This is a genomic window from Avibacterium sp. 20-132 (assembly GCF_023611925.1).
In the GTDB taxonomy this organism is placed as follows: Bacteria; Pseudomonadota; Gammaproteobacteria; order Enterobacterales; family Pasteurellaceae; genus Avibacterium.
The window spans coordinates 1097684-1113269 of the sequence record NZ_CP091456.1 but is presented as its reverse complement, the minus strand read 5'-3'; the positions used below and the strand labels follow the sequence as shown (position 1 = coordinate 1113269).

At 41.1% G+C, this 15586-nt stretch carries 15 protein-coding genes and 1 tRNA gene; 7 read left to right on the top strand and 9 right to left on the bottom strand.

Annotation, left to right across the window (positions count from 1 at the left end):
* Positions 1-78: 78 nt before the first annotated feature.
* Entirely contained in the window at positions 79-1440 is a 1362-nt protein-coding gene (gene pssA, locus L4F93_RS05240) for a CDP-diacylglycerol--serine O-phosphatidyltransferase (RefSeq protein ID WP_250351433.1), read from the bottom strand.
* Positions 1441-1613: 173 nt separating this feature from the next.
* On the opposite strand from pssA, the gene L4F93_RS05235 reads away from it, so the two are divergent.
* The gene (locus tag L4F93_RS05235) at positions 1614-2648 is read left to right on the top strand and encodes a TrmH family RNA methyltransferase (protein ID WP_250351432.1); all 1035 of its coding nucleotides are present in this window, start codon (positions 1614-1616) and stop codon (positions 2646-2648) included.
* On the opposite strand, the gene L4F93_RS05230 is transcribed toward L4F93_RS05235, so the two are convergent.
* Entirely contained in the window at positions 2643-2903 is a 261-nt protein-coding gene (locus L4F93_RS05230) for a YfhL family 4Fe-4S dicluster ferredoxin (protein ID WP_250351636.1), read from the bottom strand. The two genes, L4F93_RS05235 and L4F93_RS05230, sit on opposite strands and share 6 nt — an antisense overlap.
* A 73-nt stretch (positions 2904-2976) precedes the next feature.
* Here L4F93_RS05230 and L4F93_RS05225 point away from each other — a divergent pair, with 73 nt between their 5' ends.
* From L4F93_RS05225 to fbaA, 3 genes are all read left to right on the top strand, one after another.
* Positions 2977-3690, top strand: a complete 714-nt coding sequence (locus L4F93_RS05225; RefSeq protein ID WP_250351431.1) for a ribonuclease T2 family protein — start codon at positions 2977-2979, stop codon at positions 3688-3690.
* A 159-nt stretch (positions 3691-3849) separates the two neighbouring features.
* Positions 3850-5019, top strand: a complete 1170-nt coding sequence (locus L4F93_RS05220) for a phosphoglycerate kinase (RefSeq protein ID WP_250351430.1) — start codon at positions 3850-3852, stop codon at positions 5017-5019.
* 73 nt (positions 5020-5092) lie between these two features.
* The gene (gene fbaA, locus L4F93_RS05215) at positions 5093-6172 is read left to right on the top strand and encodes a class II fructose-bisphosphate aldolase (protein WP_250351429.1); all 1080 of its coding nucleotides are present in this window, start codon (positions 5093-5095) and stop codon (positions 6170-6172) included.
* A gap of 285 nt (positions 6173-6457) precedes the next feature.
* Here the strand turns inward: fbaA and djlA are convergent, their stop codons facing one another.
* The 3 genes from djlA to rph are packed head-to-tail and all read right to left on the bottom strand — an operon-like array spanning position 6458 to position 8769.
* Entirely contained in the window at positions 6458-7330 is an 873-nt protein-coding gene (gene djlA, locus L4F93_RS05210) for a co-chaperone DjlA (protein ID WP_250351428.1), read from the bottom strand.
* Positions 7331-7378: 48 nt separating this feature from the next.
* Complete coding sequence (gene pyrE / locus L4F93_RS05205) at positions 7379-8020, bottom strand: orotate phosphoribosyltransferase (protein WP_250351427.1); 642 nt, start codon at positions 8018-8020, stop codon at positions 7379-7381.
* 29 nt (positions 8021-8049) lie between these two features.
* Positions 8050-8769: a ribonuclease PH gene (rph, locus tag L4F93_RS05200; protein WP_250351426.1), complete on the bottom strand. Its 720-nt coding sequence runs from the start codon at positions 8767-8769 to the stop codon at positions 8050-8052.
* 113 nt (positions 8770-8882) lie between these two features.
* Here rph and L4F93_RS05195 point away from each other — a divergent pair, with 113 nt between their 5' ends.
* Both L4F93_RS05195 and ygfZ read left to right on the top strand, forming a co-directional pair.
* Positions 8883-9746 carry a YicC/YloC family endoribonuclease gene (locus L4F93_RS05195; protein ID WP_250351425.1) on the top strand — a complete coding sequence of 288 codons (864 nt, stop codon included), beginning with the start codon at positions 8883-8885 and terminating at the stop codon, positions 9744-9746.
* A complete protein-coding gene (gene ygfZ / locus L4F93_RS05190) occupies positions 9746-10591 on the top strand; it encodes a CAF17-like 4Fe-4S cluster assembly/insertion protein YgfZ (protein WP_250351635.1) in 846 nt (281 codons plus the stop codon). The genes L4F93_RS05195 and ygfZ overlap by 1 nt, the downstream gene beginning before the upstream one ends.
* A 26-nt stretch (positions 10592-10617) precedes the next feature.
* Here ygfZ and pgeF read toward each other — a convergent pair whose 3' ends face one another.
* On the bottom strand, positions 10618-11352 hold the full coding sequence (pgeF, locus tag L4F93_RS05185; protein WP_250351424.1) for a peptidoglycan editing factor PgeF: 735 nt from the start codon (positions 11350-11352) through the stop codon (positions 10618-10620).
* Position 11353: 1 nt separating this feature from the next.
* Complete coding sequence (gene rluD, locus L4F93_RS05180) at positions 11354-12328, bottom strand: 23S rRNA pseudouridine(1911/1915/1917) synthase RluD (protein ID WP_250351423.1); 975 nt, start codon at positions 12326-12328, stop codon at positions 11354-11356.
* Between the two features lie 99 nt (positions 12329-12427).
* On the opposite strand from rluD, the gene L4F93_RS05175 reads away from it, so the two are divergent.
* Positions 12428-13216, top strand: a complete 789-nt coding sequence (locus L4F93_RS05175) for an outer membrane protein assembly factor BamD (RefSeq protein WP_250351422.1) — start codon at positions 12428-12430, stop codon at positions 13214-13216.
* Positions 13217-13452: 236 nt separating this feature from the next.
* On the opposite strand, the gene L4F93_RS05170 is transcribed toward L4F93_RS05175, so the two are convergent.
* A tRNA-Ile gene (locus L4F93_RS05170) sits at positions 13453-13529 on the bottom strand.
* 122 nt (positions 13530-13651) lie between these two features.
* The gene (gene rpoD / locus L4F93_RS05165) at positions 13652-15523 is read right to left on the bottom strand and encodes an RNA polymerase sigma factor RpoD (protein WP_250351634.1); all 1872 of its coding nucleotides are present in this window, start codon (positions 15521-15523) and stop codon (positions 13652-13654) included.
* Positions 15524-15586 lie beyond the last annotated feature (63 nt).

Sequence of the window (15586 nt, the reverse complement as noted above, 5' to 3'; positions counted from 1 at the left end):
CAAAAAATTCCCCTCTTGCATCAAGAGGGGAAGAGCAAAAGTGTGGTAAGAACACATTGAAATGTAAAAAGTTTTCTTCTACAAAATCATCTTCACTAATTTATCCGCTTTAATACGGGCAAATTTTTTCAGCAGTTTTTGCACTGGTTCTGGATATTGCGAAAGTGCCTCCAGTTCTGTGTAGTGTGTGAGCTGTATGGTATGTTGGCGAATACAGTCTAACTCTTGTTGTACTTGGGATTGCAGTTGTTGTGCTGGATCTTGAATGAGCAAGCCATTTTCTGCGTCTAAACGCCAAGCACGCGGGTTAAGATTGTTGCCGGTTAAAAGCATATAATGATCATCTACCCACACACCCTTTAGGTGATAGCTGTTATCACCGTCTTTCCAAGTGCGAATAACCAGCTGACCTTGGTTGATTTGTTGCTCAAATTTTTGGCTAAAACGACGTAAATTACTTTCATATAAATAAGGCAGCGCGCCAGCCATTTTAAATGGCTGTGAAGGGGGAATATAAAAATCATTGGCAGTTTTATCCCCCACAATAATTTCAATTTGCTTGCCTTTTTGTAATAAACGCCGAATTTTTTGTTGCAATGGGCGAGGGAAATTAAAGTAAGGCGTACAGATCACCAATTTTTCCTGCACAATCTGAAAAAGATCTTCAATCGTACGGTTAAGCAGATTTGCACCACCGCCTAAGCCAAAAAGTGGGGTGATTTTTAGGCCAGAATTTTCTTCGTTTGCAAACTTATATTGTCCATCACTTGCCAAGCCTTTACGGAAAGCACGAATATGTTGGCGAATTTCTTTGGTTTTAGGACGCTCAACATTATCCAACGGTAATACTGCTTGATTACTCAGCAAATGCTGTTTGAGAAAATCCACCATTGAGTCTGTTAAAGCCGAATGAGTGATTTTATGATAACGATCGTAGCGATATTTTTCATTTTGCTGTAAATAAACATTATTGATACTCGCCCCACTGTATAGCAACGTATCATCAAAAATAAAACCTTTAATGTGTAAAACGCCAAAAACTTCTCGTGTATTTACGGGAACACCGAAAAATAAATGAGCGTGTTCACCATATTGATGAATTGCCCGTTGATCACAATACCAGTCCGCATTTGTGGCTGTCTTTTCTGCCCCGAGTAAATTACGTTGAGCGCGATGCCAATCCACAAAAATTTTCACATCAAGATTCGGATTACGGCTTTTCGCGGCAAAGATCTCATTCAAAATCGCTTGCCCTGCTTCATCATTTTGCCAATAAAGTGCGGTGATATAAATGCGCGTTTTTGCTTCACGAATAAGCTGAATAATCTGTTGCTTAAATTCCGCAGGGTGATGAAGAAAATCAATTTGTGTTTCCTCTAAAGCCAAATAAGGCAAGGTTTGTAGATTTTCTTTCGCCCGTTTCGTTTTATTTATCAACATAATTTTTACTCTAATTTTAGTAATCTTTTTTGTTCAGCTCGCTAGTTTACAATATTTACTTCTTCGCTTGGTAGAAAAAAGATATTTTTTCGCTATAATGCTCACACTTTCTGACAAAGTGCGCTGAAAATTCGCCCACTTTTCTTATTTTTATCACAATTTGGTAACGCAAAATGAACGCAAAAAAACCAACCTTCCAACAATCGGATTCCACAAAACGTTTCAATGAACGCTACGCTGGCGAAAAACAAGACAAAAAAGCACCGCACTTCTCGCGTGGAAAAAAGGAAGATAAACGCCCTTTTCCTCGAGAAAAGACAGCGTTCAAAGCAAGCGAAAAAGTGCAACAACGTACAGAATTAACGATGGATAATGCACGTGGCACAGCCAATGTCAAAGTGGTAATTAAACGAACTGGGGAAAAAGAAAAACAGAAAAAAACAGGCCCTCTTTCCCCACGTGCACCAGAAAAAATTAAGAAAAATCGCGCAGAAGAAATTAAAGTTTATGGTGAAAACACCTGTTTAGCACTTTTTGCTCAGCGTCCTGAAAGCATTGTTCGCGTATGGACTACCGTGGAAATGGCACACCGTGTCGGGGAATTATTCAGCTATTTGGCAGCAAATAAAAAAGTCTATCACGTTGTAGATAATAAAGAACTTGCGTTAGTGAGTGGTACAGAACACCATAACGGCATTTGTATGTTGGTGAAAAAACCTCGTCATTTTACCCTTACTGGGTATCTAGACATTCCACGCCAAAAAGATGCCTTAGTGTTACTTGATAATGTACATAATGCCCATAACATCGGTGGCATTGTGCGAACTTGTGCGGTATATGGCGTGAAAGGGTTAGTATTGAGTAAAGCCGATTTACTTAACTCTGCTGCGGCAATGCGTGTGGCAGAAGGCGGTGCAGAATACATACATACGTTACTGACCAACAGCACAGAGCAGGGTTTAACTGAATTGCGTGAAAAAGGCTATCAAATCGTACATCTAAGCCAAAACAAACAAGCCAAACCTTTCGCTCAGTTGAAATTAAGCGATAAAGTGATCTTTGTATTAAGCGAAAGTGCGGGGGAAAATTTGGCAAAAAATCACGATGATGTTGTGAATTTATCCCTTGCTAACCCACTTAACTCAGGTTTGAATGTTGCTGTCGCTGCGGGTGTTCTCTTAGCAAAATGGGCAGAAAAATCCTTATAATTGATCCGCGTGATGAATAAGGACAAAGCGTTCCCATAACTGGGCTTCGCTTTCTTGATGATTAGGATCAGGCTTAATGCAGTTGCTGATTGGGCAAACTTTTTGACAGGTTGGGGTATCATAATGCCCCACGCATTCGGTACAAAGATTTGGATCGATAAGATAAATATCTTCGCCCACAGAAATGGCATCGTTCGGGCATTCAGGCAAGCACATATCACAATTTGTGCATTTCTCTGTAATTAAAAGTGCCATCATTTCCCCATATCATCATTGAAAGGGCGAGATTATAAAGAATCAGCAAGGAAAATTAAATAGGCAAAACAAGATGAGCAAGAAAAACAATAAAGGACTTTCTTTTTTAAGTACCCTAATCATTGCGGGCATTGCATTGATTTGGAATTATTTTCAACCTTCCGAAAAAACACCTAAACCGCAGCCCGCCCCACAATCGCAACCAAATACAACCGCACCACTTAGCGATAATTATGATTACATTATGCGTGATGATGCCATTGGGCAAAATAAAAATGCGCCGGTGGATTATTATATGCTGGCGTTGTCTTGGTCGCCGGGGTTTTGCCAAGCCCAAAAGGAACGCTATAACGGTAAATTGCCACAATCGCTGATGAGCCAATGTGGCACACAGCAGTATGGCTGGGTGATCCACGGATTATGGCCACAAAATGGCAATGCTCATTCCGTCAGTGATCATCCTCGTTTTTGTCAAGGAGATTTACCTATGGTTGATCCTAGCTTGATTAAGCCTTATCTTGCCGATAGCCCAAGCGCCAATTTATTACAAGGCGAATGGGAAAAGCACGGCGCTTGTGCGTTTAATGACGCCAAATCATATTTTGAAAAACAGCAAAATTTATACCGCACTTTAACCTTGCCAGATCGTGATTTACCACGCAAAGAATTATTTGCTTGGCTGAAAAAACATAACCCACAATTAAAAGGAGCCTACTTGAGAGCAAGCCATAATGAATTATTTATTTGTTATGACCTGAATTGGCAAGTGAGAGATTGCCCACATTAGTGCGCGCTTTACTCTATTTGGAGTAATAAAAGATCTATTATTTCTCAGAATTAAAAAAATCTGCCTGATTATTTGATCTAAAGCAGTTACAATCTAGTAATAACTGGGTATAATGCCACCCAGTTCTATTAATTTTTAAACAAATAAAGAGGGTAAATTATGTCAGTAATTAAAATGACCGACCTAGATTTAGCAGGTAAACGTGTGTTTATTCGTGCCGACCTTAATGTGCCAGTAAAAGAGGGAAAAGTAACCTCTGATGCACGTATTCAAGCAACCATTCCAACCTTAAAATTAGCCCTTGAAAAAGGGGCAAAAGTGATGGTTACCTCTCATTTAGGTCGCCCAACTGAAGGCGAATTCAAACCTGAAGATTCCCTCCAACCTGTAGTTAATTACTTAAAAGATGCAGGCTTTAATGTACGTTTAGCACGTGATTATTTAGACGGTGTAGAAGTGAATGACGGTGAAATTGTTGTACTTGAAAACGTCCGTATTAACAAAGGCGAAAAGAAAAATGATCCTGAATTAGGTAAAAAATACGCCGCACTTTGTGATGTATTTGTAATGGATGCCTTTGGTACCGCACACCGTGCGCAAGCTTCAACTTATGGCGTAGCAGAATTTGCCCCGATCGCTTGTGCAGGCCCGCTATTAGCAGCAGAATTAGATGCCTTAGGCAAAGCCTTAAAAGAGCCACAACGTCCAATGCTTGCTATTGTTGGGGGATCAAAAGTTTCAACCAAATTAACCGTGTTAGATTCTCTTGCTAAAGTCGCTGATCAACTGATCGTCGGCGGTGGGATCGCAAATACCTTTATTGCTGCAGAAGGCAAAGATGTAGGTAAATCCTTATACGAAGCGGATTTAATCCCTGAAGCACAACGCTTAGCAAAAGCAACCCAAATTCCTGTCCCAAGCGATGTGCGTGTTGGCTTAGAATTCTCTGAAAACGCACCAGCGATTGAAAAATCCGTTGATGATGTGCAAGCAGAAGAATCTATCTTTGATATTGGCGATAAAAGCGCAGAAGAGCTGGCAAACATTATCCGCAATGCGAAAACGATTCTGTGGAATGGCCCTGTAGGTGTATTTGAATTCCCTAATTTCCGTAAAGGAACTGAAGTGGTTGCCAATGCTATCGTTGAAGCAACCCAAAATGGTGCATTTTCTATTGCAGGCGGTGGCGATACCTTGGCTGCAATTGATTTATTTGGCATTAAAGATAAAATTTCATACATCTCAACAGGTGGCGGTGCATTCTTAGAATTCGTAGAAGGCAAAGTATTACCTGCTGTTGAAATCTTAGAAAAACGTGCGAAAAACTAATTTAATTCGATTGAAATAAAGGGGAATGTTCTTCCCCTTGAAACATTCCCAAAACTATATAGGAAATATTAATATGGCAAAATTACTAGACATCGTAAAACCGGGTGTATTAACAGGCGATGACGTACAAAAAGTTTTCAATTATGCAAAAGAGCATAACTTTGCATTACCTGCGGTAAACTGCGTAGGTACGGATTCCGTTAATGCGGTATTAGAAACCGCTGCACGTGTTAAAGCACCTGTGATTATTCAATTCTCTAACGGTGGCGCGCAATTCTATGCTGGAAAAGGGATTAAACCTGCAAGTGGCGCACGTCCTGATGTGCTTGGTGCGGTAGCGGGTGCAAAACACGTTCACGAATTAGCCGCTGAATACGGTGTACCTGTAATTCTTCACACCGACCACGCAGCGAAAAAATTACTTCCTTGGATTGATGGCTTGTTAGATGCAGGTGAAAAACACTTTGCGGAAACAGGCAAACCACTTTTCTCTTCACATATGATCGACCTTTCTGAAGAGCCAATGGAAGAAAATATGGCAATCTGCCGTGAATACCTTGCTCGTATGAGCAAAATGGGAATGACCCTTGAAATTGAAATCGGTATCACAGGTGGAGAAGAAGACGGTGTAGATAACTCAGATGTTGATGAATCACGTTTATACACACAACCTGAAGATGTACTTTACGTGTACGATCAATTAAACCCTGTAAGCCCACGTTTTACCATTGCAGCAGCCTTTGGTAACGTACACGGCGTTTACAAACCTGGTAACGTAAAATTAAAACCATCTATTTTAGGCGCATCACAAGAGTTTGTATCTAAAGAACGTGGTCTTCCAGCAAAATCATTAGATTTCGTTTTCCACGGCGGTTCTGGCTCATCAACCGAAGAAATTCGCGAAGCAATCAGCTATGGTGCGGTGAAAATGAACATTGATACTGATACCCAATGGGCAGCGTGGGAAGGTATCTTAAACTTCTACAAAGCAAACGAAGCATATCTTCAAGGCCAACTTGGTAACCCAGAAGGTGAAGATGCACCAAACAAAAAATACTATGACCCACGTGTTTGGTTACGCAAATCTGAAGAATCAATGTCTAAACGTTTAGAAAAATCTTTCCAAGATTTAAATTGTGTTGATGTTTTATAATCAGTAAAAGCAATTTCAAATATAAAAGCACTGACTAACCTCAGTGCTTTTTTCTTGTTGCATATTTTTTCTGTTGTTATCAAGAACAATACACAGAATATAAAAAAATCCCGAACAGTTCGTAATCTTACAGAAAAATTAACCGATTTTTGGTCCGCACTTTTACTTTATATAAAAGCAAAAAAGTGAGCCTCTTATCCTTAAGTGCGGTAAAAAAACAGTAAATTTTTCACCGCACTTTATTTCTTCAGTGCAATAGTAAAAAATTCAGCAATTAAGAAAGGCTTATTTCCAGCCCTTCGCCTTACAAATCAGATCATAAGCGGCTTGAATTTGTTGAGTTTTTTCTTTCGCCATTTCAAGCATTTCTTCTGGTAACCCTTTGGCGACTAATTTATCGGGATGATTTTCATTCATTAAACGGCGGTAAGCACGTTTGACTGTGGAACGATCATCACTTTCACTGACGCCAAGCACATTATAAGCATCTTGCAAGGTTGGGCCAGAGCGTTGTCCTTGATAGCCATAACTGCCCTGTTGATACCCCTCTTGCTGAGAGTCTCCCTGTTGTGAGCCGTTATATTCATAATAAAATCCACCACGGCTGAATTGGCGCGCGGCAATTTCTGCCATCAAAATTTGTTGGAATTGGAAACTGGATAAGCCCAATTCTTCTGCCACCACTTGGAGAACGTCTTTTTCATTTTCGTGTAAGTGATCATCGGCAAATGCGGCTTGTAATTGAATGCGTAAAAACATTCTTAATAAATCATTACGCTGTCCACAAGCGGTGCAAAATTCACGAATGACTTGGCGTAATGGGAAATTAGGATCTTTACCCCGATTAAAGGCGTCTTGTGCTAACTTACGCCCTTTATCATCTAAATTCATTTGATTCATTAGATTGTTCGCAAGGGCGATATCATCTTGCGTAACCCGTCCTTTGGATTTAGATAAATGGCCAAGCACGGCAAATGTGGTCTGCATAAACAAAGATTGGCGGGTTTCTTTACGTTTAAAAAAACTCGAATTGACACTACCAAGCTCATATAATTTTTTATCGGCTAAATGTCCTAAATAAGCACCACAAAGCCCACCAAAAAAGCCGCCAAAACGGTAGCCAATAAAAAAACCTAATAACTTTCCAATAAAACTCATTCTGTTCTCCAATTTGAATAATAAAGTGCGGTGCTTTTTTAGCGAGATTTACACACCATATTGTTCACGATACGCACGCATTGCGGGCAAATATTGTTGATAATCTGTTTCTTGCTCAATAAATTGCATTAAATCGTCAAAATCAATAATCGACAGCACGTTGCATTGATAATCTCGTTCCACTTCCTGAATCGCGGAAAGTTCGCCTTTACCACGTTCTTTACGGTTTAAGGCAATCACCACCGCACTTAATTTTGCTTGATTTTGTCTAATGAGATCCATTGCCTCACGAATTGCTGTGCCAGCGGTGATGACATCGTCCACCAACAGCACATTACCGCGCAATGGGCTACCAATTAAATTGCCCCCTTCGCCGTGATCTTTCGCTTCTTTACGATTAAAACACACGGGCTTATCAATGCCATATTGCTTAAACAATGCCACAGACAGGGTTGTGCCAATCGGAATGCCTTTGTAAGCGGGGCCAAAAATCACATCATAGGCTAAGCCACTGGCTTCAATCGCAGCGGCATAAAACTCCCCTAACCGTGCTAAATCTGCCCCTGTATTAAATAACCCTGCATTGAAGAAATAAGGGCTAATACGCCCAGATTTCAAGGTAAACTCGCCAAATTTTAGCACATTACGACTTAGCGCGAATTTGATAAAGTCAATTTTATAGCCTTGCATTTGCACTCCCTTATGATTAAGGCGATGAATTAAGAATGTTGTAATGCCTCGCGTTGGGCGTTGAAAATCACTTCACAGCCTTGTTTAGCAAGATCTAATAGGGTTAATAATTCTTGGTGAGAAAAGGGTTCTCCCTCTGCGGTGCCTTGCACTTCGATCATTCTCCCATCGTCAGTCATCACCACATTCATATCGGTTTCTGCGTTACTGTCTTCCACATATTCCAAATCGCACACCGCTTCACCTTCCACAATCCCAACCGAGATAGCGGCGACAAGGCCTTTAATTGGGTTGGTTTTCAGTACGCCTTTTTCCAGTAAACCATTGATGGCATCAATTAAAGCAACGCAAGCCCCTGTAATCGACGCCGTACGCGTACCACCATCAGCTTGAATCACATCACAATCAAGTGTGATTGAACGCTCACCAAGCGCATTGAGATCCACCATTGCACGTAAAGAACGGGCAATTAAACGCTGAATTTCCATCGTGCGTCCACCTTGTTTGCCTTTTGCTGCCTCACGTTGCATACGGCTATGCGTGGATCGTGGCAACATACCATATTCTGCGGTAACCCAACCTTGATTCTGCCCTTTTAAAAAACGAGGAACAGAATCTTCCACGGTTGCTGTGCAAAGCACTTTGGTTTCCCCAAATTCTACCAGCACAGAACCTTCAGCATATTTCGTGAAATGACGGGTGATTTTAATTGGACGTGGTTGATTTAATGGACGATCATTCGGACGCATTGGAAATTCCTTACTCATTCATAAAATGGCGCTCATTCTAACACGCAAACTGACAGATGAGAAATTTAACGGTAGAATAGACGGCAATTTTTAGCGCACATTAAGGATTTATTATGATTTATAGTATGACGGCTTTTGCCCGTTATGAGATCAAGCAAGATTGGGGCAGTGCAGTTTGGGAAATTCGTTCCGTTAATCAGCGTTATTTGGAAACCTTCTTCCGCTTACCAGAACCATTTCGTGGCTTAGAAAACACCTTGCGAGAAAAATTACGCCAGCGTTTAACCCGCGGTAAGGTGGAGTGTAGCCTGCGTTTTGAAAGCACGCCACAAGCCAATGCTAGCCTTAATTTAAACCAACCATTCGCATTGCAAGTGATTGAATCGTTACAATGGATTAAGCAACAAGCCGGTGAGGGGGAAATCAATCTCACCGATGTTTTACGCTATCCTGGTGTCGTGGAAACCCCAGAGCAAGATTTGGATCGCATTGGCCAAGCATTGATCGCAGGGTTTGATCTCGCCTTAGAAGAATTTATTGCGATGCGAGGACGTGAAGGAGCGAAAGTAAATGAATTAATTCAACAACGTTTAACTGCAATCGCGAGTGAAAGCGATAAAGTGCGGTCAAAAATGCCGGCGATTTTGCAATGGCAACGTGAGCGTTTGCAGCAGCGTTTTGAGGAATTACAATTACAAGCCGATCCACAACGCCTAGAACAAGAAATGGTGCTGTTGGCACAACGTATTGATGTGGCAGAAGAGTTAGATCGTTTACAGCTACACGTGAAAGAAACGCAGCGTATTTTACAAAAAGGCGGGGCGGTAGGACGTAAGCTCGATTTTATGATGCAAGAACTCAATCGTGAAAGTAACACGCTCGCTTCAAAATCCATCAACGCTGAAATCACCAATTCAGCGGTGGAATTAAAAGTGCTTATTGAGCAAATGCGTGAACAAATTCAGAATTTGGAATAATTATGGCAATCATCAATCTTTTACAATATCGTGTTATTTCCGTACAAGGCTTGGAAGCAGAAAAATTTCTGCAAGGTCAGCTCACTTGCGATGTAAACGGACTGGCTGATGGACAATCCACGCTGACTGCGCATTGTGATCCTAAAGGCAAAATGAGCAGTATTTTTCGTCTGTTGCGCGAAAATGCCGAACAGTTTTACCTGATTGTTCGCCACAGCTTATTACCTTCCGCATTGGATAATCTGAAAAAATATGCGGTCTTTTCCAAAGTGGTGTTTAATGAACAAGATTGGCAAATTATTGGCGTGCTGGATAAAGCAAAGTGCGGTGCAATTTCTGCGGATTTTTGTCTGGAAATAGGGCAATCTGAACGAGCCATATTATTAAATAAGCACGCACAACAGATTGATTTTACTGGTTCAATAACCCAATGGGAGCTGGCTGAAATGCAAGCAGGCTACCCTATTTTATCGCCTGAAAGCCAAAATGAATTTATTCCACAAGCGTTAAATTTACAATGTATTGAACAAGCGATTTCGTTCCAAAAAGGTTGTTATATCGGGCAAGAAACCGTGGCACGAGCGAAATATCGTGGCATTAACAAACGTGCAATGTTCCTATTGAACACACAAACTGATGATCCCGTTCAGCTTGGCTCAGAAATTGAAATGGAATTGGAAAATGGCTGGCGTAAAACGGGCGTTATTCTCAGCGCAGTACATTTTGAGGGCATTTTATGGTTGCAGGTGGTAATGAATAATCAGTTTAAGGCAGGCACGAAATTTCGCCTTTCAGGTTCAGAAACCTTATTAAATCTCGTTGAATTACCTTATCGTCTATCATAAAAAATTGGGCATTACGCCCAATTTATCTATTCAAACCAAATTAATGAGGCCATTCGCCCCGTTTGTTGATCTCGGCGGTAAGAGAAAAAGTTGTCTTTTTCAAGATAAGTGCAATGTTCGCCCCCACTAATCTGCGAAATGCCTAGTTTGTTAAGGCGTAAGCGCGCGATCTGATAAAGATCGGCAAGGTATTTGCCTTGCTCGTTAGGATCAGACACAAAGGCTTGCGCCGCATTGGGATCTTGTGCGATAAATTGTTGTCGCACTTCTTCACCCACTTGGAAAGATTGAGGCCCTATTGCTGGCCCTAACCAAGCGATAATTTCTTGTGGTTGAGCTTGGAATTGTTGTACCGTTTGTTCTAACACGCCATTACATAAACCCCGCCAGCCAGCGTGTGCCGCCGCGACTTCATTACCTTGTTGATTCGTAAACAAGACAGGCAGGCAATCTGCGGTCATTACAAGGCAAACTTGGTTTGGTTGATTAGTGTAAACCGCATCAGCATCTAAATTATTGCCCTCGTAAGGTAAGCGAATCACCCTAGTGCTGTGAGTTTGATTTAGGAAAAGTGGAAACTGCGGTAAATGAAAACGTTCCACCAATAAAGTGCGGTTATTTTTTACCGCACTTTTATCATCACCGACGTGATCGCCGAGATTAAAACTATCATAAGGGGCTTGGCTCACCCCGCCTTGGCGTAAGGTGGTCAATGCGTGGATATTTGCTGATGTTTGCCAATTAGGGATAAGTGCGTCCATTTTAGTAATCCAATTCCTCTTTATGAATAAGGTAATCTGTTTTTAACGCATTCACTAAGCCAACAAAATCTTCTGGCAATGGGGCATACCATTCCATTATTTCCCCCGTAATCGGATGGGCTAAACGTAACATTATGGCGTGTAAGGCTTGACGTTTAAAATCACGCAAGGTTGCTAAGAATTCTTCACTGGCATTTTTAGGCGGACGTGGACGCCCACCATAGGTTTGATCGCCGAGTAATGGGTGGGCGATATGCGCCATATGCACACGAATTTGGTGTGTTCGTCCTGTTTCAAGGCGTAAACGCAAGCGTGTGTAATTGCGGAAACGTTCCATAATGCGATAGTGCGTTACCGCAGGCTTGCCCATTGGGTGAACCGCCATATGAGTACGCTTGGTCGGGTGGCGCGCCATCGGTTCATCAACTGTCCCCCCTTGGGTCATCACCCCATAAGCAATGGCTTCATATTCACGGGTAATTTTGCGTTTTTGTAGATCACGCACCAATTTGGTTTGAGCTGGAATGGTTTTCGCCACCACCATCAGCCCCGTTGTATCTTTATCTAAACGATGAACGATCCCCGCGCGCGGTACTTCTGCAATGGCAGGATAATGATAAAGTAACGCATTTAAAACCGTTCCATTAGGGTTGCCCGCCCCTGGGTGTACAACCAAATCTTTCGGTTTATTAATGACCAAAATATCATCATCTTCATACACTATATTTAACGGAATAGCTTCTGGCTCAAAGCGGGTTTCATCTTCGACTTCTAGGGTAATAGAAATGTGTTCGCCACCATACACTTTACTGCGTGGCACATTGACCACTTCGTCATTTACTTTCACCAGATCACTTTCGATCCAAGTTTTTAACCGTGAACGAGAATAGTCAGGGAACATTTCCGCTAAACTTTGGTCTAAACGTTGTCCCATTTGATTTGGCTGAACGTCTGCTTCTAAAGTAATGTGTGCCATAAATAAAAATCCGTGAATAATTTGCTTATTTAGCAAGGTGCTATAAAATACGGATTATTGTAACTTATTTATTATTGCTCGTAAAAAAAGGATTCATCAATGCGTAAATTAACGTCTTTTACATTCGTTGCATTAACGGCACTTGCCGTAAGTGCTTGTTCTAATTCATCAAAAGAAATAGAGCAAGGCACTGAACAAGAACTTTATGCGAAAGGGCAAACCTATTTGCAAGACGGGGACTATTCCCAAGCGGTACGCTATTTAGAAGCAGTCAAAAACCGTTTCCCTGCGGCAAATTACAGTGAGCAAACACAGTTAGATTTAATTTATGCTTATTATAAATCGCAAGATTACACCAAAACCTTGGTCGCAGCAGAACGTTTTTTACAGCAATATCCAAATAGCCCAAATGTAGATTATGTGATCTATATGGCAGGGCTAACCAATTTTGCTTCAGGCGAAAACTTCTTCCAAGATTTCTTTGGGGTTGATCGTGCTACCCGTGAAAATACCGCAATGAAAGCGGCATTTGCAAACTTCCAAACCCTTGTGGATCATTTTCCTAATAGCACTTATGCACAAGATGCCTTAGCAAGAATGGCTTATATTAAAGCTGCCTTAGCTCGCCACGAACTTGCCATTGCTAAATTCTATATGAAACGCAATGCCTATGTTGCCGTTGCTAACCGCGTAGTCGGAATGTTACAACAATACCCTGACACCCAAGCCACCCTTGAGGCGTTGCCATTAATGAAGGAAGCCTATGAAAAAATGAACCTTCCTGATTTGGCAAAACAAACGGAAACCTTGATTCAAGCAAATAAAGATAAAAAATTCAGTGATGTCGAAAAACCAAAAGACGTTGAATTAAATAAGCCAAAAGCTTAATCAATGCGCAATAGAAGATGATGAGAAAACCTCTATATTGAAGATAGAGGTTTTTTATTACTTAATTTTTAAGTGCGGTAAGTTATTAGAAAATTTCCAAAAATTTGACCGCACTTAGATTTTTTTTCGTCAGAGTGTAAAATGTATGATAAAGAATTTATTGGCAAATCCGGGAAATCAATATAAAGGATTATGAAGTAATCTGAAGCAGAATGAACGATATTCAATGATTGAAGTGGTGCCCCCAACAGGACTTGAACCTGTGACCAATCGATTATGAGTCGACTGCTCTAACCGACTGAGCTATGGGGGCGGTGAGAGTTTGCTGATTATAATGAAATCTCCTAGTAAAGTCTATCATTCACCAATTATGCGGTTTAAATTTGAACAAAAAAGCCTGATAATACATCAGGCTTTACTAAAGATAAATTATCCTTACTCATCCAAGAAACTACGCAAGGTTTCTGAGCGGCTTGGATGACGTAGTTTGCGTAACGCTTTCGCCTCAATTTGACGGATACGTTCACGGGTTACATCAAATTGTTTTCCCACTTCCTCTAAGGTGTGATCCGTATTCATATCAATACCAAAACGCATTCTTAGCACTTTCGCTTCTCTCGGTGTTAAACCTTCTAACACTTCGTGTGTAGCGGCTTTAAGGCTTTGTGCCGTTGCGGAATCAAGTGGCAATTCTAAGGTGCTGTCTTCAATAAAATCACCTAAGTGGGAATCATCGTCATCACCAATTGGGGTTTCCATTGAGATCGGTTCTTTGGCAATTTTTAGCACTTTGCGAATTTTATCTTCTGGCATTCCCATTCTTTCTGCCAATTCTTCTGGTGAAGCCTCACGCCCCATTTCTTGCAGCATTTGACGCGAAATACGGTTCAATTTATTGATTGTTTCGATCATATGAACTGGGATACGAATGGTTCTTGCTTGATCTGCGATTGAACGTGTAATTGCCTGACGAATCCACCAAGTTGCATAAGTTGAGAATTTATAACCACGGCGATACTCAAATTTATCCACCGCTTTCATCAAACCTATATTTCCCTCTTGAATCAGATCCAAGAATTGTAAACCACGGTTGGTGTATTTTTTCGCAATAGAAATGACCAAACGTAAGTTTGCCTCAACCATTTCCTTTTTCGCTCGGCGTGCTTTTAATTCACCTTGGGAAACCGCATCGCAAATATCGCGAATTTGGCTAATTGTTAAGCCTGTATCTTGTTCAATCTGTCCTAACTGGGCAATTGCCTGACGGATAGGTTCTTCATACTGCGCTAATTTTTCAGACCAATTTTTCCCAGCATTCAGGGCTTTTTCTAGCCACGCATCTTTGGTTTCGTGTCCAATAAATTCTTTTTGGAATGTGCCTTTTGGCATTTTCGCGTTATCCACCGCCATTTTTTGAATATGACGTTCCTGCTGACGCACGCGTTTCATCATATTACGCATAGATAACACTAACGTATCAAATTGTTTTGGCACTAAACGGAATTGCGTAAAGATCTCTGCCAAAATTTGAATTTGATCTCTTGCTTGTTTTTTATGGCGACCGTGTTTTGCAATCGTTTCTAAGGTTTTTTTGTGCTGAGCCTGTAATTCTGCAAATTTTTCACGCGCCACTTCTGGGTCAATACTGTTATCAGAATCACTGTCATCGGAAGAATTACTTTCATCACTTTCTTCCTCTTCGTTTTCATCATCTTCAATTGATTCTGTTGAAACGCTTTCCTCATCTTCTTCGTCAGAAAGCATTTCGTGTTCATCTGATACAGCTTCTTCCACGACGGCATTTGGATCAACAAAACCTGTGATGAGATCAGCTAAACGCATTCCCCCCTCTTCCACCAAAGCGTATTGATGTAAAAGATCGCTCAAGGCTTCGGGATAAGCTGCTACGGCAGTTTGTACTTCATTGATCCCTTCTTCAATACGTTTCGCGATGTCAATTTCGCCTTCGCGGGTTAAAAGCTCCACACTCCCCATTTCACGCATATACATACGCACGGGGTCAGTGGTTCGTCCTAATTCCGCTTCCACGCTAGATAATACTTGGGTGGCTTCTTCTACCGCATCTTCATCAGTGATATTTTCATTTAACATCAAATCATCGGCATCCGGTGCAGTTTCTAGCACTTGAATACCCATATCGTTAATCATTTGAATGATGTCTTCAATTTGATCTGCATCTACAAGCTCTTCTGGCAAATGGTCGTTTACTTCAGCATAAGTAAGATAACCCTGCTCTTTCCCTTGTGCGATTAACAGTTTCAATTGAGATTGTGGATTTTGTTCCATATCCATATTATATATCCGCCTCGATGTGTAATTATGGGAGATAAAATGCTTTTGATTTTATCA